The sequence below is a fragment of the Duganella hordei genome (assembly GCF_040369125.1).
In the GTDB taxonomy this organism is placed as follows: Bacteria; Pseudomonadota; Gammaproteobacteria; order Burkholderiales; family Burkholderiaceae_D; genus Rugamonas; species Rugamonas hordei.
In genome coordinates this window covers 807,072-828,208 of the sequence record NZ_BPWI01000001.1, presented here as the reverse complement: position 1 = coordinate 828,208, position 21,137 = coordinate 807,072, and the positions used below count along the sequence as shown (strand labels likewise).

General features: G+C 67.2%; 14 protein-coding genes. 6 read left to right on the top strand and 8 right to left on the bottom strand.

Going from position 1 to position 21,137, the window contains the following annotated elements:
- Positions 1-65: 65 nt before the first annotated feature.
- From ABWW33_RS03485 to ABWW33_RS03470, 4 genes are read left to right on the top strand one after another with little or no spacing between them, the layout of a single operon-like run.
- Positions 66-1,505: an efflux transporter outer membrane subunit gene (locus ABWW33_RS03485; RefSeq protein WP_353398901.1), complete on the top strand. Its 1,440-nt coding sequence runs from the start codon at positions 66-68 to the stop codon at positions 1,503-1,505.
- On the top strand, positions 1,502-2,575 hold the full coding sequence (locus tag ABWW33_RS03480) for an HlyD family secretion protein (RefSeq protein ID WP_353398898.1): 1,074 nt from the start codon (positions 1,502-1,504) through the stop codon (positions 2,573-2,575). Before ABWW33_RS03485 ends, ABWW33_RS03480 begins: the two co-directional genes overlap by 4 nt.
- Positions 2,572-5,337 (top strand): ribosome-associated ATPase/putative transporter RbbA, encoded by a 2,766-nt coding sequence (rbbA, locus tag ABWW33_RS03475; protein WP_353398895.1) that lies wholly within the window; start codon positions 2,572-2,574, stop codon positions 5,335-5,337. Before ABWW33_RS03480 ends, rbbA begins: the two co-directional genes overlap by 4 nt.
- A 2-nt stretch (positions 5,338-5,339) precedes the next feature.
- Positions 5,340-6,476, top strand: coding sequence for an ABC transporter permease (locus tag ABWW33_RS03470; RefSeq protein WP_353398892.1), 1,137 nt, complete (start codon positions 5,340-5,342; stop codon positions 6,474-6,476).
- Positions 6,477-6,512: 36 nt separating this feature from the next.
- Here the strand turns inward: ABWW33_RS03470 and ABWW33_RS03465 are convergent, their stop codons facing one another.
- From ABWW33_RS03465 to ABWW33_RS03440, 6 genes are all read right to left on the bottom strand, one after another.
- The gene (locus ABWW33_RS03465; RefSeq protein ID WP_353398889.1) at positions 6,513-8,477 is read right to left on the bottom strand and encodes a glycoside hydrolase family 5 protein; all 1,965 of its coding nucleotides are present in this window, start codon (positions 8,475-8,477) and stop codon (positions 6,513-6,515) included.
- A 13-nt stretch (positions 8,478-8,490) separates the two neighbouring features.
- The gene (locus tag ABWW33_RS03460; protein ID WP_353398886.1) at positions 8,491-10,983 is read right to left on the bottom strand and encodes a cellulose binding domain-containing protein; all 2,493 of its coding nucleotides are present in this window, start codon (positions 10,981-10,983) and stop codon (positions 8,491-8,493) included.
- 125 nt (positions 10,984-11,108) lie between these two features.
- Positions 11,109-13,310: an aldehyde oxidoreductase molybdenum-binding subunit PaoC gene (paoC, locus tag ABWW33_RS03455; RefSeq protein WP_353398883.1), complete on the bottom strand. Its 2,202-nt coding sequence runs from the start codon at positions 13,308-13,310 to the stop codon at positions 11,109-11,111.
- A gap of 4 nt (positions 13,311-13,314) precedes the next feature.
- Positions 13,315-14,268 carry an FAD binding domain-containing protein gene (locus tag ABWW33_RS03450; protein WP_353398881.1) on the bottom strand — a complete coding sequence of 318 codons (954 nt, stop codon included), beginning with the start codon at positions 14,266-14,268 and terminating at the stop codon, positions 13,315-13,317.
- The gene (paoA, locus tag ABWW33_RS03445; protein WP_353398878.1) at positions 14,265-14,912 is read right to left on the bottom strand and encodes an aldehyde dehydrogenase iron-sulfur subunit PaoA; all 648 of its coding nucleotides are present in this window, start codon (positions 14,910-14,912) and stop codon (positions 14,265-14,267) included. The genes ABWW33_RS03450 and paoA overlap by 4 nt, the downstream gene beginning before the upstream one ends.
- Before the next feature lie 91 nt (positions 14,913-15,003).
- Positions 15,004-15,804, bottom strand: coding sequence for a ferritin-like domain-containing protein (locus ABWW33_RS03440; RefSeq protein WP_353398875.1), 801 nt, complete (start codon positions 15,802-15,804; stop codon positions 15,004-15,006).
- 133 nt (positions 15,805-15,937) lie between these two features.
- Here ABWW33_RS03440 and ABWW33_RS03435 point away from each other — a divergent pair, with 133 nt between their 5' ends.
- Both ABWW33_RS03435 and ABWW33_RS03430 read left to right on the top strand, forming a co-directional pair.
- The gene (locus tag ABWW33_RS03435; RefSeq protein ID WP_353398872.1) at positions 15,938-16,576 is read left to right on the top strand and encodes a glutathione S-transferase family protein; all 639 of its coding nucleotides are present in this window, start codon (positions 15,938-15,940) and stop codon (positions 16,574-16,576) included.
- A 13-nt stretch (positions 16,577-16,589) separates the two neighbouring features.
- A complete protein-coding gene (locus ABWW33_RS03430; RefSeq protein ID WP_353398869.1) occupies positions 16,590-17,237 on the top strand; it encodes a dihydrofolate reductase family protein in 648 nt (215 codons plus the stop codon).
- Here ABWW33_RS03430 and ABWW33_RS03425 read toward each other — a convergent pair.
- Both ABWW33_RS03425 and ABWW33_RS03420 read right to left on the bottom strand, forming a co-directional pair.
- Positions 17,230-18,288 carry a S66 peptidase family protein gene (locus ABWW33_RS03425; RefSeq protein ID WP_353398866.1) on the bottom strand — a complete coding sequence of 353 codons (1,059 nt, stop codon included), beginning with the start codon at positions 18,286-18,288 and terminating at the stop codon, positions 17,230-17,232. The two genes, ABWW33_RS03430 and ABWW33_RS03425, sit on opposite strands and share 8 nt — an antisense overlap.
- Positions 18,288-21,050: a TonB-dependent receptor gene (locus tag ABWW33_RS03420; RefSeq protein WP_353398863.1), complete on the bottom strand. Its 2,763-nt coding sequence runs from the start codon at positions 21,048-21,050 to the stop codon at positions 18,288-18,290. The genes ABWW33_RS03425 and ABWW33_RS03420 overlap by 1 nt, the downstream gene beginning before the upstream one ends.
- Positions 21,051-21,137: the final 87 nt, after the last annotated feature.

Here is a 21,137-nt window from a genome sequence, read left to right as displayed (position 1 = left end):
CCCCTTACACTGCGTTCGCCGATGCTCGACACGGCGCCTATTCGCCCATTACCAGGAGCCGCATCATGTCGCCGTCCACGCCGTTTTCCCTGAATGGAGGGCGCAGCCTGATACTGGGCTGCGCGCTGCTGGCGGGCTGCGGATCGCTGGCGCCGCCCTACTTCCGGCCGCCGCTGCCGGTGGCCGCGCACTACCCGATGCCGGCGTCGTCCGCCGGCGCCGCCGCGCCGCCCGAGTGGCGCGCCTATTTCGCCGACCCCGCGCTGCAGGCGTTGATCGCGCAGGCGCTGGAACATAACCGCGACCTGCGCATCGCCGCGCTGCGGGTCGAGCAGGCGCGCGCCGCCTACGGCATCGAGCGGGGCGCCGCGCTGCCCTTGCTGGCCGCGCAGGCGGCCGGACAACGCCAGCGCCTGCCCGCCGACCTGAGCCTGACCGGCCGGCCCATGGTCGCCGGCCAGTACCAGGCCGGCGTCGGCGTCAGCGACTGGGAGATCGACTTCTGGGGGCGCCTGGCCAACCTGCGCGAGGCCGCGCTGGAAGACTACCTGGCCAGCGACGCGGCGCGCCGGGCCGTCGCCGTGGCGCTGATCGCCCAGGTCGCCGAAGCCTATTTTGAAGTCCGCGAGATGGACCAGCGCATCGCGCTGGCCCAGCGCACGCTGGCCACGCGCCAGGAGAGCTACCGCATTTTCGGCCGCCGCGCCGCCGTCGGCGCCACCTCGCGCCTGAACCTGACCCAGGTCGAAACCCTGCTGCTGCAGGCGCAGGCGCTGTCCGCCCAGCTGCAGCAGGAGCGCGACCTCAAGCGCCACGCGCTGCAGCTGCTGGTCGGCACGCCGGTGATCCCTGCGCCGCCGGCGCCGGACGACGCTGGCGACAGCCTGCCGGTGCTGGCGCCCGGCCTGCCGTCGGCGCTGCTCGAACGCCGCGCCGACATCATCGCCGCCGAGCACCAGCTCAAGGCCGCCAACGCCAATATCGGCGCGGCGCGCGCCGCCTTCTTTCCGCAGGTGAGCCTGACCGGCTCGTTCGGCAGCGCCAGCGCCGAGCTGGAACATCTGTTCGCCGGCGGCAGCGGCGCCTGGACCTTCGCCCCCGCCATCACCCTGCCGCTGTTCGACGGGGGGCGCCGGCGCGCCGCCCTGGACCTGGCCGAGGCGCGCCGCGACAGCGCTGTCGCCAACTACGAAAAAACCATCCAGGGCGCGTTCCGCGACGTCGGCGACGCGCTGTCCACGCGCGCCTGGCTGACCGACCAGGTCGCCATCGCCGGGCGCACGCTGCGGGTGCAGCGCGAACGCGCGCGCCTGTCGCAGCTGCGCTACGACTCCGGCGCCGCGCCCTTCCTCGACGTGCTCGACGCCCAGCGCGACCTGCTCAGCGCCGAACAACAGCTGGTGCAGCTGCGGCGCGCGCTGCTCAGCGCCGGCGTCGCCCTGTACACCGCGCTCGGCGGCGATCCCGTGATCGCCGCCGCCCAACCTTCCCCTTCCAGCCCATGACCATCACCCTGACCAGAAAAATCGCCGGCGCCGTCGCCGCCGCCGCCGTGCTCGGCGGCGCAAGCTATGCCTGGCTGCACTTCCATCGCGCGGGTCCCGGCCCGGAATTCATCAGCGGCAATGGCCGCATCGAGGCCACCGAGATCGACGTCGCCGCCAAGCTGCCGGGGCGGCTGCAGGACATCGCCGTCAACGAGGGTGACTTCGTGGCCGCCGGCCAGGTGCTGGGCCATATGCAGGTGCTGTCGCTGCAGGCCCAGCATGACGAGGCGGTGGCCATGCGCCAGCAGGCGATCGCCGGCGTGGCCAGCGCCGACGCGCTGGTGGCGATGCGCCAGAGCGACTACCAGGCAGCGCAGGCGCTGGTGGTGCAGCGCGAAAGCGAGCTCGACGCGGCGCAGCGGCGCCTGAACCGTTCCGAGACGCTGGTGCTCGAGGGCGCCTCGTCCGAGCAGGAACTGGACGACGACACCAGCCGGGTGCGCGCCACGCGGGCGGTGATCCGGGCGGCCCGGGCGCAGGCGGCCGCTGCCCGCGGCGCGATCGACGCCGCCCGCACCCAGGCCGCCGGCGCGCGTTCGGCGGTGACGGCGGCCGAGGCCACGGTCGCGCGCATCGCCGTCGACATCGCCGACAGCGCGCTGACGGCGCCGCGCGCCGGCCGGGTGCAGTACCGCATCGCCCAGGCCGGCGAAGTGCTGGCCGGCGGCGGCAAGGTGCTCAACCTGGTGGACCTGAGCGACGTCTACATGACCTTTTTCGTGCCCGAACAGGCGGCCGGCAAGCTGGCCCTGGGCGCGCCGGTGCGGGTGGTGCTGGACGCCGCGCCGCAGTACGTGATCCCGGCGCAGGTGTCGTTCGTCGCCAGCACCGCGCAGTTCACGCCCAAGACGGTGGAGACGGCCAGCGAGCGCCAGAAGCTGATGTTCCGGGTCAAGGCGCAGATCGAGCCGGCGCTGCTGCGCAAGCATTTCAGGCTGGTCAAGACCGGCCTGCCCGGCGTCGCCTGGGTACGGCTGGACAGCCAGACGCCGTGGCCGCCCGAGCTGGAAGTGCGGGTGCCGCAATGACAAGTGCCGCGGCCGCCGCCAGTCCCGCCCCCGTGGCCGAGCTGCGCGGTGTCGCGCTGCGCTACGGCAAGGCGGTGGCGCTGGCCGGCGTCGACCTGGCGTTGCCGGCCGGCTGCATGGTCGGCTTGATCGGGCCGGACGGGGTCGGCAAGTCCAGCCTGCTGTCGCTGCTGGCCGGCGCGCGCATGGTGCAGCAGGGCGACGTGCGGGTGCTGGGCGGCGACATGCGCGCCCGGCGCCACCGCGACGCCGTCTGCCCGCGCATCGCCTACATGCCGCAGGGACTGGGCCGCAACCTGTATCCGACGCTGTCGGTGGAGGAAAACCTGCAGTTCTTCGGCCGCCTGTTCGGCCATGATGCGGCCGGGCGCCGGCGCCGCATCGACCAGCTGACGGCCGCCACCGGGCTGGCGCCGTTCCTGCAGCGGCCGGCCGGCAAGCTGTCGGGCGGCATGAAGCAAAAGCTCGGCCTGTGCTGCGCGCTGATCCACGATCCCGACCTGCTGATCCTCGATGAACCGACCACCGGCGTCGATCCGCTGTCGCGCGCCCAGTTCTGGGACCTGATCGACGGCATCCGCGCCCAGCGCGCCGGCATGAGCGTGCTGGTGGCCACCGCCTACATGGAGGAAGCCGAGCGCTTCGACTGGCTGGTGGCGATGGATGCCGGCCGGGTGCTGGCCACCGGCGCGCCGCAGGCGCTGCGCCTGCGCACCGGCACGGCCACGCTGGAGGCGGCCTTCATCGCGCTGCTGCCGGCCGACAAGCGCGGCGGCCACCAGGCCGTCACCGTGCCGCCGTTCCAGGCGCCGGCCGACGGCGACGGCATCGCCATCGAGGCGCAGGGGCTGACCATGCGCTTCGGCGATTTTGTCGCCGTCGACCACGTCGACTTCCGCATCCGCCGCGGCGAGATCTTCGGCTTCCTCGGCTCCAACGGATGCGGCAAGTCGACCACGATGAAAATGCTGACCGGCCTGCTGCCGGCCAGCGCCGGCAGCGCCCTGCTGTTCGGCGCCCGGGTCGACGCCGGCGACATGGCGACCCGGCGCCGGGTCGGCTATATGTCGCAGGCGTTTTCGCTGTATGGCGAACTGACGGTGGCGCAAAACCTGGTGCTGCACGCGCGCCTGTTCAGCGTGCCCGAGGCGGACATCGCCGCGCGCGTGGCCGACATGGCGGCGCGCTTCGGCCTGGCCGGCGTGATGGACACGCTGCCGGAGCGGTTGCCGCTGGGCGTGCGCCAGCGCCTGTCGCTGGCGGTGGCGATGGTGCACCGGCCCGAGCTGCTGATACTGGACGAGCCCACCTCCGGCGTCGACCCGGTCGCGCGCGACCTGTTCTGGCGCCTGATGATAGACCTGGCGCGGCGCGACCACGTGACGATCTTCATCTCCACCCATTTCATGAACGAGGCCGAGCGCTGCGACCGCGTCTCGCTGATGCACGCGGGGCGGGTGCTGGTCAGCGCGGCGCCGGCCGCGCTGGTGGCCGAACGCGGCGTCGCCACGCTGGAGCAAGCCTTCATCTCCTACCTGCGCGAGGCTGCGGCTGCGGACGACGCGGCGCCATCGGCCACAGCGGCATCCGCGGCCGCCCTGCCGCCCGCGCCGGAGACCACCCCGCAAACACGCTGGCGCCGCAGCCTGGGGCGCGCCTACAGCTACACGCTGCGCGAGACGCTGGAGCTGCGGCGCGATCCGGTGCGCGCCACGCTTGCGCTGCTGGGCACGGCGATCCTGATGTTCATCATCGGCTACGGCATCAACATGGACGTGGAAAACCTGTCCTACGCGGTGCTGGACCGCGACCAGAGCGGCCTGAGCCAGAACTATGCGCTGAACCTGTCCGGCTCGCGCTACTTCATCGAGCATGCGCCGCTGACCGACTACGACGACCTGGACCGCCGCATGCGCAGCGGCGAACTGGCGCTGGCGATCGAGCTGCCGCCCGGTTTCGGCCGCGACATCGAACGCGGCGTGCCGGTGGCGGTCGGCGCCTGGGTCGACGGCGCGATGCCGATGCGGGCCGAAACCACGCGCGGCTACGTGCAGGGCATGCATCAGGGCTGGCTGGCCGACCTGGCGCTGCACCGGCTGGGCTCGACCACGGCCGGCGCCGGCGCGCTGGAGACGCGCTACCGCTACAATCCGGACGTGCGCAGCCTGCCGGCGATGATACCGGCGGTGATCCCGATGCTGCTGATGATGATACCGGCCATGCTCAGCGCGCTCTCGGTGGTGCGCGAAAAGGAGCTGGGCTCGATCCTGAACCTGTATGTCACGCCGGTCACGCGCGTCGAGTTCCTGCTCGGCAAACAGATCCCGTACATCGGCCTGGGCATGCTCAACTTCGCGCTGCTGACGCTGCTGGCGGCGACGGCCTTCGGCGTGCCGGTCAAGGGCAGCCTGGCCACGCTGACCCTGGCCGCGCTGGTGTACGTGCTGTGCTCGACCGGGCTGGGCCTGCTGGTGTCGACCTTCACCCGCAGCCAGATCGCCGCGCTGTTCGTCACCATGATAGGGACCATCATCCCCTGCGTGCAGTTCGCCGGGCTGCTCAATCCGGTCTCCGGGCTGACCGGCGCCGGCGCCGTGATCGGCCGCATCTACCCGGCCACCCATTTCCTCACCATCAGCCGCGGCGTGTTCAACAAGGCGCTGGGGCTGGGCGACCTGGCCGGTTCGCTGTGGCCGCTGCTGCTGGCGGTGCCGCTGATCCTGTCGGCGTCGGTGCTGCTGCTGAAGAAACAGGAAGGCTGACCATGCGCGTTCCCCTGGTCACGCGGCTGGCCCACATCTACCGCCTCGGCGTCAAGGAGCTGTGGAGCCTGCTGCGCGATCCGGCCATGCTGGTGCTGATCGCCTACACCTTCACCGTGTCGATCTACGTGGCCGCCACGGCGATGCCGGAAAGCCTGCACAACGCGGCCATCGCCATCGTCGACCTGGACGGCTCGCCGCTGTCGGCGCGCATCGCGTCGAGCTTCTATCCGCCGCATTTCCGCTCGCCGGTGCTGGTCAGCGCGGCGCAGGCGGACGCCGGCCTCGACAACGGCGACTACACTTTTGTGCTGGCGATCCCGCCGGACTACCAGCGCGACACTCTGGCCGGCCGGGCGCCGGACATCCAGCTCAATGTCGACGCCACGCGCATGAGCCAGGCCTTCACCGGCAACGGCTACATCCAGCAGATCGTCGCCGCCGAGGTCGGCGATTTCGCGCGCCGCCACCAGGCCGCCGCGCCGCCGGTCGACCTGGCGCTGCGCATGCGCTTCAATCCCAACCTCGAGCAATCCTGGTTCGGCTCGCTGACGGAAATCATCAACAACGTCACCATGCTGTCGGTGATACTGACCGGCGCGGCGCTGATCCGCGAGCGCGAGCACGGCACCATCGAGCACTTGCTGGTGATGCCGGTGACGCCGGTGGAGATCATGCTGGCCAAGATCTGGGCCATGGGCCTGGTGGTCGTGCTGGCGGCGCTGGCGGCGATGTTGTTCATCGTGCAGGGCGCGCTGCAGGTGCCGGTGCGCGGCTCGGTGGCGCTGTTTGTGCTGGTGGCCGCGCTGCACCTGTTCGCCACGACTTCGATGGGCATCTTCCTCGCCACCTTGGCGCGCAGCATGCCGCAATTCGGCATGCTGATGGTGTTGGTGCTGCTGCCCTTGCAGATGCTGTCGGGCGGCACCACGCCGCGCGAGAGCATGCCCGAACTGGTGCAATACCTGATGCTGGCCGCGCCGACCACGCATTTCGTCGCGGCCGGCCAGGCCATCCTGTACCGGGGCGCCGGCATCGACGTCATCTGGCCGCAGATGCTGGCCATCGCGGCGATCGGCGCGGTGCTGTTCGCCGGCTCGCTGCGCCGCTTCCGCAACACCATCGCGCAGATGGCTTGACGACGCGGCGAGCCGGCGATGGCGGGCGGCTTCGCCTTATTTTGCCGCGTTGACGATCGTACTGATGATGTCCGGGAACACTTGGGCGCCGGTGGAGCGGTTGAACAGGCCGGACGCGTGGTTGGCGGTCGAGCCGCTGTCCCAGTACATCGGCACCAGGCCATGCTGGTAGGCGGACTTGGTCAGGTACTGGTCCCACAGCTTGCGGTAGCTCGCATTGGCGCTGCATTCGGTGCGCAGGTTCGCCGCGTATTCGCCCAGGACCACCGCCACGCCGTTGTCGATGAAGCGCGACTTCATCTTCTGGAACTGCGCATCGACGTAGGCCTCGTTGGCCCAGGTCTCGGTGGCGGCCGGATCGGTGGCGCTCGCGCCCCATTGGCAGATCGCGCCGCTGGTGTTGAGCGTGAAATCGTACGGATCGTAGTCATGCACCTCCATCATCAGGCGCTTGGTGGCGCTGTCGGTGGGCACCGTGTTGGTGGCGTAGGTGTAGTCGATGTTGGTGTTGTAGCCCTGCACGATCAGGTGGCGAACGCTGTTGTTGCCGCCGGTCGCGCGCGCCGCGTTGACGAAGGTCTGGTTAAAGCTGTTCTGCACCGCGATATTCTCGGCGGTCGGCGCGGTGTAGACGTTGGTCACCATGATCTCGTTGGTGCCGGCGAACAGCAGGTAGTCGTCGTAATATTTGAAGGTGTTGCCGATCTGGGTCCAGAACTTGGTCAGGCGGGAATTGACGGCCGCCTGCTGGGCATAGGTCGGCTGCTGCCAGCCGCCGTCCCAGTGGACGTTGATGATGGTGTACAGGCCGGCGGCGCGGGCGGCGTCCACCACTTCCTTGACGCGCGCCATCCAGCTGGCGCTGATGTTGTAGCTGGAATCGGCATACTGGCTCCACGATACCGGCAGGCGCACGCTCTTGAAGCCTGCCGCCTTGACCGCGTTGAACAGCGCCTGATTGGCAGGAGGATTGCCCCAGGCCGTCTCGCCGCCTATCGATTCAAGCGAATTGCCCAGGTTCCAGCCGGGCGACATCTGCGCCGCCAGCTGCACGCTGGTCAGGCTGCGCATGGCGCCGGCGCGCACGGCCGTCGCCGGGCCGGAGCTCGATCCGCCGGTGCTGGTGGTGAACTTGATCCAGTACCAGTATGGCGTGCCGGCCGCCGGCGTGGTGTCGGTGTAGGTGGTCGCGCTGGCGGCCAGTATCGCCACGCGGCCGCGGCCGGTGGCGTCGCTGTCGGTGTCGCGGTACACCTGCAAGCCGGTGACGGCGCCACTGACGGTCCAGCTCAGCTTGATGTTGTCGGACGATCCGGTCGCCGTCAGGCACACGGTGGCGCCACCGCCGGTGCCGCAGTTCTGCGCCTGCGCAGCGGTTCCGGCGCCCAGCGCCAGGAGGACGAATGCCACCGGCTTCAGCATCTTCCTGCGCTGCGTCCAGCCCAGCATCGCCAACAGGCCGGCCCCCAGCAGCAGTCCCCTGCCCGGTTCGGGCACCGCGCTGACGCTGGCCAGCGTGAAGTCATCCATGACAAACCAGCCGTCGTCGCGTGCGATGTTCAGGCGCGCGACATTGTTGAAATTCGCCGCGACCCAGCTGTAGCTGCTGCCGATGCCAACGTTGCCGGTGCTGCCGATCACGTGGTTCGATGCGTCGTAGGCGGTGATGTTGATCCAGCTTGCGGTCGCGCCGTTGGTGTTTGGCGTGGCGAACCAGGCGCCGGCAAAGTTGAAGCCGGTGGCGCTGCTGACGGTCAGGTTGTCGACGCCGTAGCCGTTGGTCACGAACAGCGCGCCGGAATGCGCGCCGTTGTCATAGCCGTCGATGGTGTTGTCGCCCAGATACCAGTCGGAGCTCCAGTCCAGTCCCGCATACGGGTTGGCGATGGATGTGAAATCGCCGTCCGCGCCGAGGTTGTCGAAATTGACCGCGGCGGCTCCGGCCTGTGTGGCCAGCAGCAAGCCGGAGCTGACGAACAGTCCAATCAGAAAATTTTTCATGGTTATTCCTTGTTTAGTTACACGCGTCGCCGGTGACGACGGGAATGGCGGAGCCGCTGACGGTCATGCCGAATTCCACCGTGTTGCCCGGATAGATGTCGTGGTTCCAGCTCTGGTTGGGCGTTGCCGTATAAGTGGGACTGCTGCCGGCGACGGCGGCGTTCCAGTAGCCCTGGACCACCGAGTTGTCGCTGTAGGTCCAGCTGACCTGCCAACCCTGGATCACGCTGTTGCGGTTGTTGGTGATGCGCACCGCCGCGTTGTAGCCGCCCTGCCATGACGCCGTCACCACGTAGCTGCACTGGTTGACCGGCTGGTTCGGCGTCACCGGGCCGGCCGGCGCCGGCGTCACGGTCACCTCGCCGCCGCTGTCCGTCGGCTTGCCATAGACGATGCCGCGTCCGACCGAGCTCATATAGACCTGGCCGAAGACGTTCATATCGCCGGTCACAAAGCGGCCGTTGCCGATTCCGCCGTACTGGTGGGCGTCGTCGTTGACGCGGACCCAAGTGGCGCCGGCATCGGTGGAGCGCAGCAGGCCGGTGGTGGTGCCTACCGTGCCGACCATGAAGATGGTTGGATAGGTGGCGTCCGGCGCCGCCTTGCCGAAGCCGACCGCGCCGCACTGGTTGACGCTGGCGATCTTGCTGAAGCTGGCGCCGGAGTTGGTCGAACGGGAAAGTCCGCCGCCGTTCAGGCAAACCCAGATATCACCTTCGCGCCCGGGCGCCACGCGGATCAGCGGCGAGCCGCCCGTGGTCAGGCTGCCGGCGACGGCAAACGAGGCGCCGCCGTCGGTGCTGGCCAGCAGGTTGCCGCTGTCGTAGACATAGAACTTGCTGGGATTGACCGGATCGGCCACCGGGCGCGCGTTGCTGACGCTTAAGCCCGCGACCGGCGTCCAGCTGGCGCCATAGTCGGTCGAGCGATAGCTGGTGGCCGAGCCGGCCGGGCTGTGCAGCAAGGCATAGCCGTCGGCGGACCAGGCCAGTTGCCCGTGGTCGCCGTTGATCGACGCCGTCTTGCTCCAGCTGGCGCCGCCGTTGGTGCTGTAGTAGATGGCCGTGCCGGCGCGTGCCATGATGCGGCTGTCCAGCGCGGCGATGGCTAGGCCGCTGGTGCTGCCCATTTGCGGCGTGTGCTGCACGCCGTATTGCGCGGCGTCGGCACTGACGAAGCCGTCGAAATCGCCGATCACCGAGACCAGCGGACCTTCCGGCACGCTTTCGACATTGAACGGCACCGTTTCTTCCAGGCCGGCGACGTCGAAGTCCCAGGTCGTGGTGGTGGCGTTGATGTTGTTGGTCTTGAACAATCCATTGCCCGAGCCGATCCACGCCTTGCTGGCGTCGAACGGATCGAATTCCACCGAGCCGGCCCAGTGGATGGACTGGCCGTTGCTGATCCAGCCTGCGCCCTTGTTGTCCAGCGCGAAGCCGCGCGCCACCACGTCGGTCCAGCTGCGGCCGGCGTCTTTCGAGGTCAGGATGCGGTCGCCGTAGCTGCTGGCGCCCTGCGGCATCCAGGTATTGATGGTCGACACCACCAGATGCTTGGGATCGGCGGGATCGATGCTGACCCCGCCATACGGATGCGCCGCGCCGGGCGGCGTGATGTTCACCCAGTTGCCGCCCACCGCGCTGTATTCCCACACCTGGCCGTTGTCCATCGGCTCGTTGGTGGCGGGATGCGGGCCGGCGCCGTTGGCGTAGGTGATGTAGAGCTTGCCCTTGGGCGAGATCACCGCGCGTTGCGGCATCAGGCCGCCGCCTGGGCCGCCCTTGACCGCGCTGAAGCTGGCGCCGGCATTGGCGCTGAAATACAGATTGGGTCCGACCGAACCGTAACGCGAGACGCCGACAAAGATGCGCTGCGCCGCGCCGCCGCTGACGCTGGCAGGATCCAGCAACACGAAGCTGACGCCGTTGTCGTTGGGCGTGCTGGTGACGCCGAAGGAGTCCAGGTGGTTCCAGGTCGCGCCGGCGTCGGTGCTTTTGAACAGTCCGTCGCGCCGCGTGCCGACGTAGAGCACATTGCTGGAGCCCGGATCGACCTGCAGCTTCTCGCCGTTCTGGCGGCCCATGCCGTTGCCGTGGGCCTTGAACTTGGCGGTCACGTCGGTCACGGTGAAGGTCTTGCCGTAGTCGCTGGAGCGCAGGATGGCGGTCTTGCCGTTGCTGAAGTAGCTGGTGCCGGCCAGCAGGTAGACGTTGGCGGCGTTGCGCGGGTCGATCGCCAGCGATTCGATGCCCATCAGGCCGACGTCGGCTTCGCTGACCCAGTCGGTCAACGCCTGCCAGCGCGACGCCGCGGCGTCCCAGCGGTAGGCGCCGCCGACGTCGGTGCGGGCAAACACCACGTCGCGTTCGGTTTTGCTGGCGACGATGCCCGTGACGAAACCACCGCCGCCGATGGCAACCGAGTCCCAGTGGTAGTTTTCCGCCGTAGCGGCGTGCGGTATCCATAGCGCTGCCGACAGCAGCGCTACCAAGTGTTTCACTCGCATTGTTAGTCTCCGTATAGATTTATTTTTATCGCGTATCGGGTACGCGTGGGACCATTCTGCGATTCGTTTCAAACCACCGCAATTACGAAAATGACGAACCCCGCAAACGAAATTGGCTAAAAGTGTTAGATGGTTTCGGGCAACTTTGCCAGCAGCTTGTCGAGCGTGATCGGATATTCGCGCACGCGCACGCCGGTGGCGTTGTAGACGGCGTTGGCGATCGCCGCGCCGACGCCGCAGATGCCGAGCTCGCCAACGCCCTTGGCTTTCATCGGCGATGAAATGGGATCGGTCTCGTCGAGGAAGATCACTTCCTGGTGCGGGATGTCGGCGTGCACCGGCACCTCGTAGCCGGCCAGGTCGTGGTTGACGAAGAAGCCGCCGCGCTGGTCGATGACCAGCTCTTCCATCAGCGCCGCGCCGACGCCCATCGTCATCGCGCCGATGACCTGGCTGCGCGCGGACTTGGGATTGAGGATGCGGCCGGCCGCGCAGACGGCCAGCATGCGCCGCACGCGGATTTCGCCGGTATAGACGTCCACGCCGACCTCGGCGAAGTGCCCGCCAAAGGTCGACTGCTGGTATTTTTTATCGAGGTCGCCGTATTCCATGAAGTCCTCGGCCACGACATCGCCATCGGCCGCCGCCTGCGCCAGCGGCATCGAGCGTCCGCCCGCCTGCACCGTGCCGCCGGCAAACGCCGCGCCGGTCGGATCGAGGCCCAGCTTTTGCGCCACCGTTTCGCGCAGCTTGACGCAGGCGGCGTACACGCCCGCCGTCGAGCTGTTGCCGCCCCACTGCCCACCCGAGCCGGCCGAGACCGGGAACGACGAGTCGCCCAGCTTGACCGCGACCTTGGCCAGCGGCACGCCCATCATCTCGGCCGCCGTTTGCGCGATCACCGTGTAGCTGCCGGTGCCGATGTCGGTCATGTCGGTTTCCACCGTGACTACGCCGTTGCGGTCCAGCCGCACCCGCGCGGCCGACTTCTGCACCAGGTTGTTGCGGAAGGCCGCGGCCACGCCCATGCCGACCAGCCAGCGGCCGTCGCGCGTCTTGCCCGGTTGCGCGCTGCGCTGGTTCCAGCCGAATTTGTCCGCGCCGGTGCGCAGGCATTCCACCAGCCGGCGCTGCGAAAACTTGCGATCCTTGTTCGACGGATCGGAGGTCGTGTCGTTGATGATGCGGAACATGACCGGATCCATCTTCAGCTTCTCGGCCAGCTCGTCCATGGCGATTTCCAGCGCCATCAATCCCGGTGCCTCGCCGGGCGCGCGCATGGCGTTGCCCTCCGGCAGATCCAGCACCGCCAGCCGCATTTTGGTCATGCGGTTGGCGCCGGCGTACAGCAGCTTGGTTTGCTGCACCGCCGTCTCGGGCCCGCCGCCGGGCAGATCGCCGGACCAGCTTTCATGGCCGATGGCGCTGATCTTGCCTTCGCGGCTGGCGCCGATGCGGATGCGCTGGATGGTGGCCGGCCGGTGCGTGGTGTTGTTGAACATCAGCGGGCGCTGCAGCGCGACCTTGACCGGACGTCCGGCCGCCTTCGCCCCCAGCGCCGCCAGCAAGGCTTCCGAGCGCAGGAACAGCTTGCCGCCGAAGCCGCCACCGATGTAGGGCGAGATCAGGCGCACGTTTTCCTTGGGGATGCCCAGCGTCCTGGCCATGTCGCCCTTGCTCCAATCTATCATCTGGTTCGCGGTCCAGACCATCAGCTTGTCGCCATTCCAGACCGCGATCGACGCGTGCGGTTCCATCATCGAGTGGGACTGGTCGGGCGTGGTGTAGGTCGCGTCCAGCTTGACCGGGGCGGAGGCAAAGGCGCCAGTGAAATCACCGACCTTGCTGTCCTTGTTTTCCTTGTCGGGATGCGGCGCCGCCTTGTCCTTGGCCTTGGCCAGGTCGTAGGCGCCTTTTTCGGCCGCGTACCTCACCTGCACCAGCTGCGCGGCGGCGCGCGCCTGTTCGAAGGTTTCCGCCACCACCAGCGCGACGGCCTGGTGGTAATGCTGGATGTCCGGTCCGCCCAGCAGCTTGGCCGTGTTGAATTTCCCCTTGCCCAGCTTGCCAGCGCTGTCCGCCGTGACGATGGCGATGACGCCCGGCGCGCGCCTGGCCTCGTCCAGCGACATCGAGACGATGCGGCCCTTGGCGATGGCCGATCCGACCACGTAGCCGTAGGCGGCGTTGGGCGCCGCGGCATGCTGCTCATACGCGTACGGCGCGGTGCCGGTGGTCTTGTACGGACCGTCGATACGGTCGACCGGCTGGCCGATCACCTTCAACTGGTCGATGGGATTGGTGGTGGCGGGCGTGGTGAATTTCATGCTGTCAGCCTTTCTTCGCTTCCGCCAGCACCGAACTGAGCGTGCGCTGGACCAGGGGAATCTTGTATGCGTTTTCGTGCGTGGTCCTGGCGCCGGCCAGCAGTTGCTCGGCCACCGCCTTGCCTCCTTGCGGCAGGCTCGCGTCGGCCGCCGGCAAGCGCCACGGCTTGTGCGCGACGCCCCCCAGCGCCACGCGTCCGCTGCCGTCTGCCTGCACCACCGCCGCCACCGACACCAGCGCGAAGGCGTACGAGGACCGGTCGCGCACCTTGCGGTAGATGTGGGTGCCGCCCAAAGGCTTGGGCAGCGTCACGCTGGTGATCAACTCGCCGGGTTGCAAGGCGTGTTCGACATGCGGCGTGCTGCCGGGCAGTTTGTGAAAATCGGCGATCGGAATGGTGCGCACCGATCCATCCGGCCGCACGGTTTCGACGTTCGCGTCCAGCAACTGCATGGCCACCGCCATGTCGCTCGGATGGGTGGCGATGCAGGCGTCGCTGACGCCGACCACCGCGTGGTTGCGGCTGTAGCCGGCGATGGCCGAGCAGCCGCTGCCGGGCTGGCGCTTGTTGCAGGCCTGGTTGGTGTCGTAGAAGTACGGACAGCGGGTGCGCTGCAGCAGGTTGCCGGCGGTGGTGGCTTTGTTGCGCAACTGGGCCGACGCGCCGGCCAGCAAGGCGCGCGACAGCACACCGTAGTCGCGCCGCACGCGTTCGTCGGCGGCCAGGTCGGTGTTGCGCACCAGCGCGCCGATCCGCAGTCCGCCTTGCGAGATGGCCTCGATCTTGTCCAGGCCCAGGCCGTTGACGTCGATCAGGTGCGGCGGCGTTTCAATTTCCAGCTTCATCAGGTCCAGCAGATTGGTGCCGCCGGCGATGAACTTGGCGCCGGGCGTGCGCGCGGCCACGGCGGCCGCTTCGGCCGGCGATTGCGCGCGCTGGTAGGTGAACACCTTCATGCCGCCCTCCCCGCCACCTCGGTGATGGCGTCGATGATGTTGGAGTAGGCGCCGCAGCGGCAGATGTTGCCGCTCATGCGCTCGCGCAGTTCGGCGGCGCTGAACACCGGCTTGGCATTCAGGTCGGCGCTGACGTGGCTCGGTATGCCTTGCTTGATTTCGTCCAGCACCGACACGGCGGAACATATCTGCCCCGGCGTACAGTAGCCGCACTGGTAGCCGTCGTGCTTGATGAAGGCGGCCTGCATCGGGTGCAGCTTGTCCTTGTTGCCCAGCCCTTCGATGGTGGTGACCTTGGCGCCGTCGTGCATCACCGCCAGCGTCAGGCAGGAATTGATGCGGCGGCCGTCGACGATCACCGTGCAGGCGCCGCACTGGCCGTGGTCGCAGCCTTTCTTGGTGCCGGTCAGGTGCAGGTGTTCGCGCAGGGCGTCGAGCAGCGTGGTGCGGGTGTCGAGATTGAGCTGGTGGGTCTGGCCGTTGACTTGCAGCGAGGTCTTGGCCAGGACGGGAGGCGGATTGTTGCTTGCCGGTGTAGTGGCTTGTGCGCTTGCAACGGCGGGCACGGCGGCGGCCGTTGCGGAAAGTGCGCCGGCGATGAGCAACTCGCGCCTGGCAACGTTAATATCGCTGAAATCGTTCATGTCGATCGCATCCTCTGGTGTAGTGGCAGCTGGCGATGGACATGGTAAGCGGATAACTGTTAAGCCGACGCACGGTTGTCAACCGAGCGTGCTATAGCGCACGTACCTCGTCTTCCGTGAAGCCGGCCTTGAGACGCGCTTCGATGTTGAACGGGCCGCGCAGCGTCGGCGCCTTGTAGCGCACGGCCAGCTCGGCGTAGGTGGCGCGCGGCTCCAGGCCGCGCTGCTGGCACAGGTGGCCGTACCAGCGGTTGCCGATTTCCACGTGGCCGATCTCGTCGCGCAGGATGATGTCGAGGATCCTGGCCGCGTCGAGGTCGCCGGCCTGGGCCAGCTTGGCGCGCAGCGGTGGAATCGCGTCGAGGCCGCGGGCCTCCAGCGTGCGCGGCACCAGCGCCATGCGCGCCAGCACGTCCTCGGTGGTCTTGCCGACCATTTCCCACAGGCTGTCGTGCGCGGGGAAGTCGCCGTATTGATATCCTAGCGTCTGCAAATGGGCGGACAGCATGGCGAAATGTGTGGCTTCCTCGGCCGACACGCGCAGCCAGTCGACGTAGTATTCGGACGGCATGTCCGGGAAGCGCCACAGCGCGTCCAGCGCCAGGTTGACGGCATTGAATTCGATATGGGCCAGCGCGTGGATCAGCATGGCGCGGCCTTCGACGGTGGCCATCGAGCGGCGGCCTACCTGCAGCGGCGGCACCAGCTCCGGACGCGCAGGACGACCAGGGATGGCGGCCTGGGGCTCCAGCGCGGCGCCCTCGGCCAGTCCGCAAGCGCCGGTGGACCAGGCCGCGGCCATCGCCGCCACCGCCATGACTTTGGCGGCCGGATCGGCTTCCAGCAGGCAATGCAAGGCGTAGGCGCGTAATTCCTGGGGGCTTGGGGGCATCGTGTAAACTCTGGCAACTATGGAAAGCGCGCAGTGTATCAAATTTATTTGGCACCGCACGAAGCAGGCGTGTCGATTTGGCGGCTGGTCGTTCGTCGTCATTGAAATCACCCCAATCACCTAGGAGATCCCGATGACTATCACCATTACAGCCTTTGAACGCTCGCCCGACGGCGGCATGGGACTGGCACGCGATACGCGCGTACGCTGGGCGTTGGAAGAAGCCGGCCTGCCCTATGACGTGCGCCCGGTTTCATTCTCCGCGATGAAGCAGCCGGCGCATTTGGCCATTCATCCCTTCGGCCAGATTCCAACCTATGAGGACGGCGATCTTGTGCTGTTCGAGTCGGGCGCGATCATTTTCCATATCGCCTCGCGCTATCCGGGCTTGTTGCCGGACGATGCCAACGCCCGTGCCCGCGCGATCACGTGGATATTTGCCGCACTCAACACGGTGGAGCCGCCGATCCTTGAAATTGTTACCGCAAAATTTATGGAGGGCGACAAGCCCTGGAGCAAGGAACGCATGCCCCTGATTGCGGATCGCATCCGCAGCCGGCTGGAGCAACTCTCGGCGCGCCTGGGCGATGCCGAATGGCTGGACGGCGGGTTCAGCGCGGGCGACCTGATCATGGTGTCGGTGCTGCTCAGGCTGAGGCCATCGGGTATTCTGAATGAATTTGCAAGCCTTGCCGCCTATGTTGCCCGTGGCGAAGCGCGGCCTGCGTACAAACGGGCTTTCGCCGCCCAATTGGCGTTCAACACTAAATAAACGGAGGAAAAAGATGACACGAGTTCGCGTTGAAGGTTTTACCGTCTCGCTCGACGGATACGGAGCGGGTCCGAATCAGGGCATCGACAATCCGCTGGGCGTCGGCGGAACGGAATTGCACCAGTGGCTAATCCCGACACGCACGTTCCAGCAGGCCCTGTTTGGCAAGGACGGCGGTACGACCGGGGTTGACGATGATTTCGCCGCCCGCAGCTTTCAGAACGTCGGGGCCTGGATTCTTGGACGGAATATGTTCTCCCCCGATCGCGGGGACTGGCCGGACAAGAACTGGAAAGGCTGGTGGGGAGACAATCCGCCGTATCACGTCCCGGTTTTCGTCCTGACCCACTACGCCCGTCCCTCCATCGAGATGGAGGGCGGCACGACGTTCCACTTCGTCACGGGAGGCATCCACGAGGCGCTCGACCGGGCACGCGAGGCCGCTGCCGGAAAGGACGTACGGATCGGCGGCGGAGTGAACACCATCAAGCAGTATCTCCGTGAGCGCCTCGTCGATGAATTGCACATTGCTATCTCGCCTGTCCTGCTCGGCCAGGGAGAGTCGCTGTTCCAGGGGATAGACCTGCGGACCCTGGGATACGAATGCGTGCGATCCGTCGCGTCGGAGAAAGCCACGCACGTCGTCCTGCGGCTTAAATAACAGCGGGCTCCAGCAGCGTCAAGGTTTGTTGCCCGCTGTCCAGCCTGGCGCGCAGGCCGACCGGGATGGTGAACTGGTTGCGGATGTGGCCGAAGGAATAGCCGGCGACGGCCGGACGCGTCAGCGGCAGCAGATGCTGGTCGACGGTTTCGTCCAGCGTCAGCGCGCTTTCGCCGTCGGTGGCTTCGCAGTTCTCGAAGATGCCCAGCACGACGGCGGCCGCATGGCAGAAGCCCTGGCTCAGCTGCAACTGCGTCATCATGCGGTCGACGCGGTACGGTTCCTCGTTGACTTCCTCCAGGTACAGGATGGCGTCGTGGAAATCGGCCGCGTACGGCGTGCCGGCCAGCGCGGCTACCAGCGACAGGTTGCCGCCGATGAGCCTGCCGGTGGCGATGCCCTCGTGCACGGTGCGGATCGCGTAGTTGGGCTGTTCCAGCGCCTTCTGCGCGTTGTCCGCCGACATGGCAATGGTGTAGCTGTCATGCGGCGTCATCAGCACGTTTTGCAGCTGCGCCACTGAATATTCCGAGAACGTGGATGACGCCACCGGGCCGTGGAAAGTCACCAGCCCTGAGAGCCGCAGCAGCGCCAGATGCAACGCGGTGATGTCCGAATAGCCGATCAGGATCTTCGGATGGGCACGTATCAGCTGGTAGTCGATGTGCTCCAGCAGCGAGATGCAGCCTGAGCCGCCGCGTATCGCCCACACGGCCTTGATCTCGGGATCGAGGAACATGCCGTGCAAGTCTTCCAGCCGCTGCGCCACCGTGCCGCCGTAATTGCCGTAGACATAGTTGATGTTGTCGCCCAGTCGAACTCGCAGTCCCAGCGATTCGATATTGGCGACCGCCTTGGCCAACGCCCCGTCGCTGGTGTGTCCGCCCGGCGCGATGATGCCGACCAGGTCGCCCGGCTGCAGGCGTCGCGGCTTGATCAGGTGCATGGATTTCTTTCGATGGGCGGCCGCTGCCGCCGGCAGTCCGGTAGTCCCCAGCGCGGCGGCGGCCAGCAGATTGCCGAACTGCCGCCGGCTGAAGGACTCCGTCATTACAGGAACTTGTACTTGAGCAGGATACTCAGCGAACGTCCGCGTGGATCTGCCACCCGGGGATCCCAGCCTGCGCCAACCACTTCATCCACGTTGTGCGCGGTGAACGGCGGATCCGTATCGAGCAGATTTTGTATGCCGATCGTGATCGTAGTGTTTTTGATGCCCGAGTAGGTGGCCGACAGGTCGTACTTGGTGTAGGCCTTCACGTCCGGGTTGAAGCCCGGCGGCGGCGCAGCCTTGCCGCCGTCCGGCAACTGGTCCTTGTAGCCGGAGCTGTAGTTCTGGATCAGCATCGCGCTCCAGTCGCCGCGCGCCAGGCTGATGGTGGCGTTGTGCTTCCAGCGCAGGTACAGGTCGCGGGTGTAGAAGTTGCCGACGTATTCCTTGTACGGCTGGCCTTCGATCTCGGCGAACTTGAAGCTCTGGGTGTAGGTGCCGTCCAGGTTGAAGTTCCACTTGTAGTCGCTGACCTTGCCTTCGCCACGCAGGCTGAGGTCGGCGCCGCGCGTCTTGGCGCCGGCCGCGTTGATCCAGCCGGCGGTTACGTAGGCGATGGTACCGTCCGCGTTGCGGATGATGTTCCCCGACAGCGCGGCCGCGTTGGCCAGCACCACTTGCGGCGTGCGGTTCAGGATGCGGTTGATCGAGTTGATCGCCCAGTAGTCGAGCGAGGCCGAATAGCCCTTGACCGGCTCGATCACCATGCCGACGCTGCCCTGCTTCGACGTTTCCGGCTTCAGGTTGGGATTGCCGCCGGTGGTGTAAGGCAGGCGTGGAATCGCGCAATAGGCCGGATCGCCTGGGTGGGCCGGGCAGCCGATGGGATCAATGATGCCGTTCGGCAGTTCCTGCGACAGCTGGGCCGAATACAGCTGCGTGAAGCTCGGCGCCAGGAAGCCCTTGTTGGCCGAACCGCGGAACAGCAACGAACTGGTCGGCTGGTAGCGGAACGAGACCTTGGGATTGGTGGTGGCGCCGAACACGCTGTAGTGGTCGCGGCGCACCGCCAGTTGCATTTCCAGTTCCTTGGTGATCGGCACCAGCAGCTCGGTGTAGACGGCCTTGACGTCGCGGCTGGCGTCGGGCAGCGCGGCATTGCCCGGCGACAGCAGGATCTGCGTCGCGTCGACGTCCTGCGCGAAGTTGTAGCCCTCGCGGCGCAGGTCGAAGCCCACGGCCATCGACATGGCGCCGGCCGGCAGCTGCCACACCTCGCCGGACAGGTTGCCGTCCAGCGAAGTCAGCGTGGTCTTGCCGTGCTGGAAGGCGCCGCGGAACATGGTGGATTCAACCAGGTCCTTGGCTGCCTGCGTCTGGGTCTGGCCGTCGGTGGCCCACGGATTGATGATGCCGGTAGCCAGCGCCGCGTTGATCTTGCTGGTGTAACCGTAGCCGTTGGTCAGCGCGGTCTTGGTGGTGCTTTCCGCATGCGACACGCCGGCGCGGTAGTCCCATTTGCCGAGCACGCCTTCCATGCCGACCAGCACGCGCGCGTTGTCGGTGACGTTTTCCTGGGTGCGGTTGCCCCACGGGTAGGCGCGCCACTTGTAGATGATGGGCTTGGTCTTGTCGAAGGTCGGGATGATGGCCGACAGGTCCTGGTAGTAGGCGCCGCCGACCGGGTAGGCATTGCCGGCCGCCAGCGAGGTCGAGATCTGCACCGGCGTCAGCTCGGCCGTGGCCTTGGTGTGGCCGAACAAGCCTTCGACGAACAGCTTGTGGTCCGGGCTGATCTGCAGCGTGGCGCGGGTGACCGCGTTCAGGCGCTCGACCGGGAAGCTGATGACGTAGTCGGCGCCGTAGTCGTAGGCGCAGGAATAGGTGCTGCGGGCTGGCGAGGTGACGTCCTTCCACAGCGCGGTCTGGTATTGCGACATGCCGGGAACGCTGTCGCACTTGCCCTGGAAGCTCAACGGATTGGCTTGCAGGTAGGTGGTCGGATCGCCAGGCCGCTTGAAACCGGTGCCCAGCGCGGTGCCGGCGCCGGTCAGCTGGTTGGCGTACGGCGTGCCGGTGGTGTCCGGCGACAGGCCGCGCGCCGGCTGGAAGCCGTTGGCGAACGAGCGGTCGCGCGAGCTGAGTTTCTCGTTGTTGTCATAGGTCACGCTGCCCATGACGTTGTAGCCTTCCTTCTGCAGCGAGCCGAAGCCGCCCAGCAGCGACAGCCGGCGGGTGGCGCCGCCGCCCTGCTGGGTGAAGTTGTCGCTGAGCGAGGCTTCGAGGCCGGTGTAGTCGGTGCGCAGGATGAAGTTGATCACGCCGCCGATGGCGTCGGTGCCGTAGATGGCCGAGGCGCCGTCCTTGAGGATCTCGACGCGCTGGATCGCGCCCAGCGGGATCGCGTTCAGGTCGACCGCCTTGGCGCTGGCGCCGAAACTGGCGATGCGGCGGCCGTTCAGCAGCACCAGCGTGCTGTTGGGGCCGAGGCCGCGCAGCGACGCGTACGAGGCGCCGCCGCTGACGCGGTCGGCGTCGGCGCCGAACACGTTGTTACCCGAGGTCATGTTGTCGGCGCCGGTGCCGTTGGCGGACAGGCTGCGGATCAGTTGCTCGGTGCTGGTGATGCCGGATTTTTCGATGGTGTCGTAGCTGATCACCTGGACCGGCAAGGCGCCCTCCTTGGCCACCCGCTTGATGCTGCTGCCGGTAATTTCGACGCGCTGCATCGCGGCGCCGGCATCCTGCGCAAACACCGGTCCCGCTACCGGGGCCACCACACCTATCAACGCAATCATTTGCGCCAGTTTCTTAACCTTCACGGCCTCTCCCTTTGATTGAACTTTGCGAGCTATCGAGTGCGGCCGGTGGCAATGTCATAGCATTACGTTATCCCGCCGTCGCTCAGA

Bases quoted from the DNA above. Each gene is read 5' to 3' on its own strand.
- ABWW33_RS03435 (WP_353398872.1), top strand. From the start codon at position 15,938: ATGACTATCACCATTACAGCCTTTGAACGCTCGCCCGACGGCGGCATG.
- ABWW33_RS03480 (WP_353398898.1), top strand. From the start codon at position 1,502: ATGACCATCACCCTGACCAGAAAAATCGCCGGCGCCGTCGCCGCCGCC.
- ABWW33_RS03430 (WP_353398869.1), top strand. From the start codon at position 16,590: ATGACACGAGTTCGCGTTGAAGGTTTTACCGTCTCGCTCGACGGATAC.
- ABWW33_RS03450 (WP_353398881.1), bottom strand. From the start codon at position 14,268: ATGAAGGTGTTCACCTACCAGCGCGCGCAATCGCCGGCCGAAGCGGCC.
- paoA (WP_353398878.1), bottom strand. From the start codon at position 14,912: ATGAACGATTTCAGCGATATTAACGTTGCCAGGCGCGAGTTGCTCATC.
- ABWW33_RS03440 (WP_353398875.1), bottom strand. From the start codon at position 15,804: ATGCCCCCAAGCCCCCAGGAATTACGCGCCTACGCCTTGCATTGCCTG.
- paoC (WP_353398883.1), bottom strand. From the start codon at position 13,310: ATGAAATTCACCACGCCCGCCACCACCAATCCCATCGACCAGTTGAAG.
- ABWW33_RS03470 (WP_353398892.1), top strand. From the start codon at position 5,340: ATGCGCGTTCCCCTGGTCACGCGGCTGGCCCACATCTACCGCCTCGGC.
- rbbA (WP_353398895.1), top strand. From the start codon at position 2,572: ATGACAAGTGCCGCGGCCGCCGCCAGTCCCGCCCCCGTGGCCGAGCTG.
- ABWW33_RS03425 (WP_353398866.1), bottom strand. From the start codon at position 18,288: ATGACGGAGTCCTTCAGCCGGCGGCAGTTCGGCAATCTGCTGGCCGCC.
- ABWW33_RS03460 (WP_353398886.1), bottom strand. From the start codon at position 10,983: ATGCGAGTGAAACACTTGGTAGCGCTGCTGTCGGCAGCGCTATGGATA.
- ABWW33_RS03485 (WP_353398901.1), top strand. From the start codon at position 66: ATGTCGCCGTCCACGCCGTTTTCCCTGAATGGAGGGCGCAGCCTGATA.
- ABWW33_RS03465 (WP_353398889.1), bottom strand. From the start codon at position 8,477: ATGAAAAATTTTCTGATTGGACTGTTCGTCAGCTCCGGCTTGCTGCTG.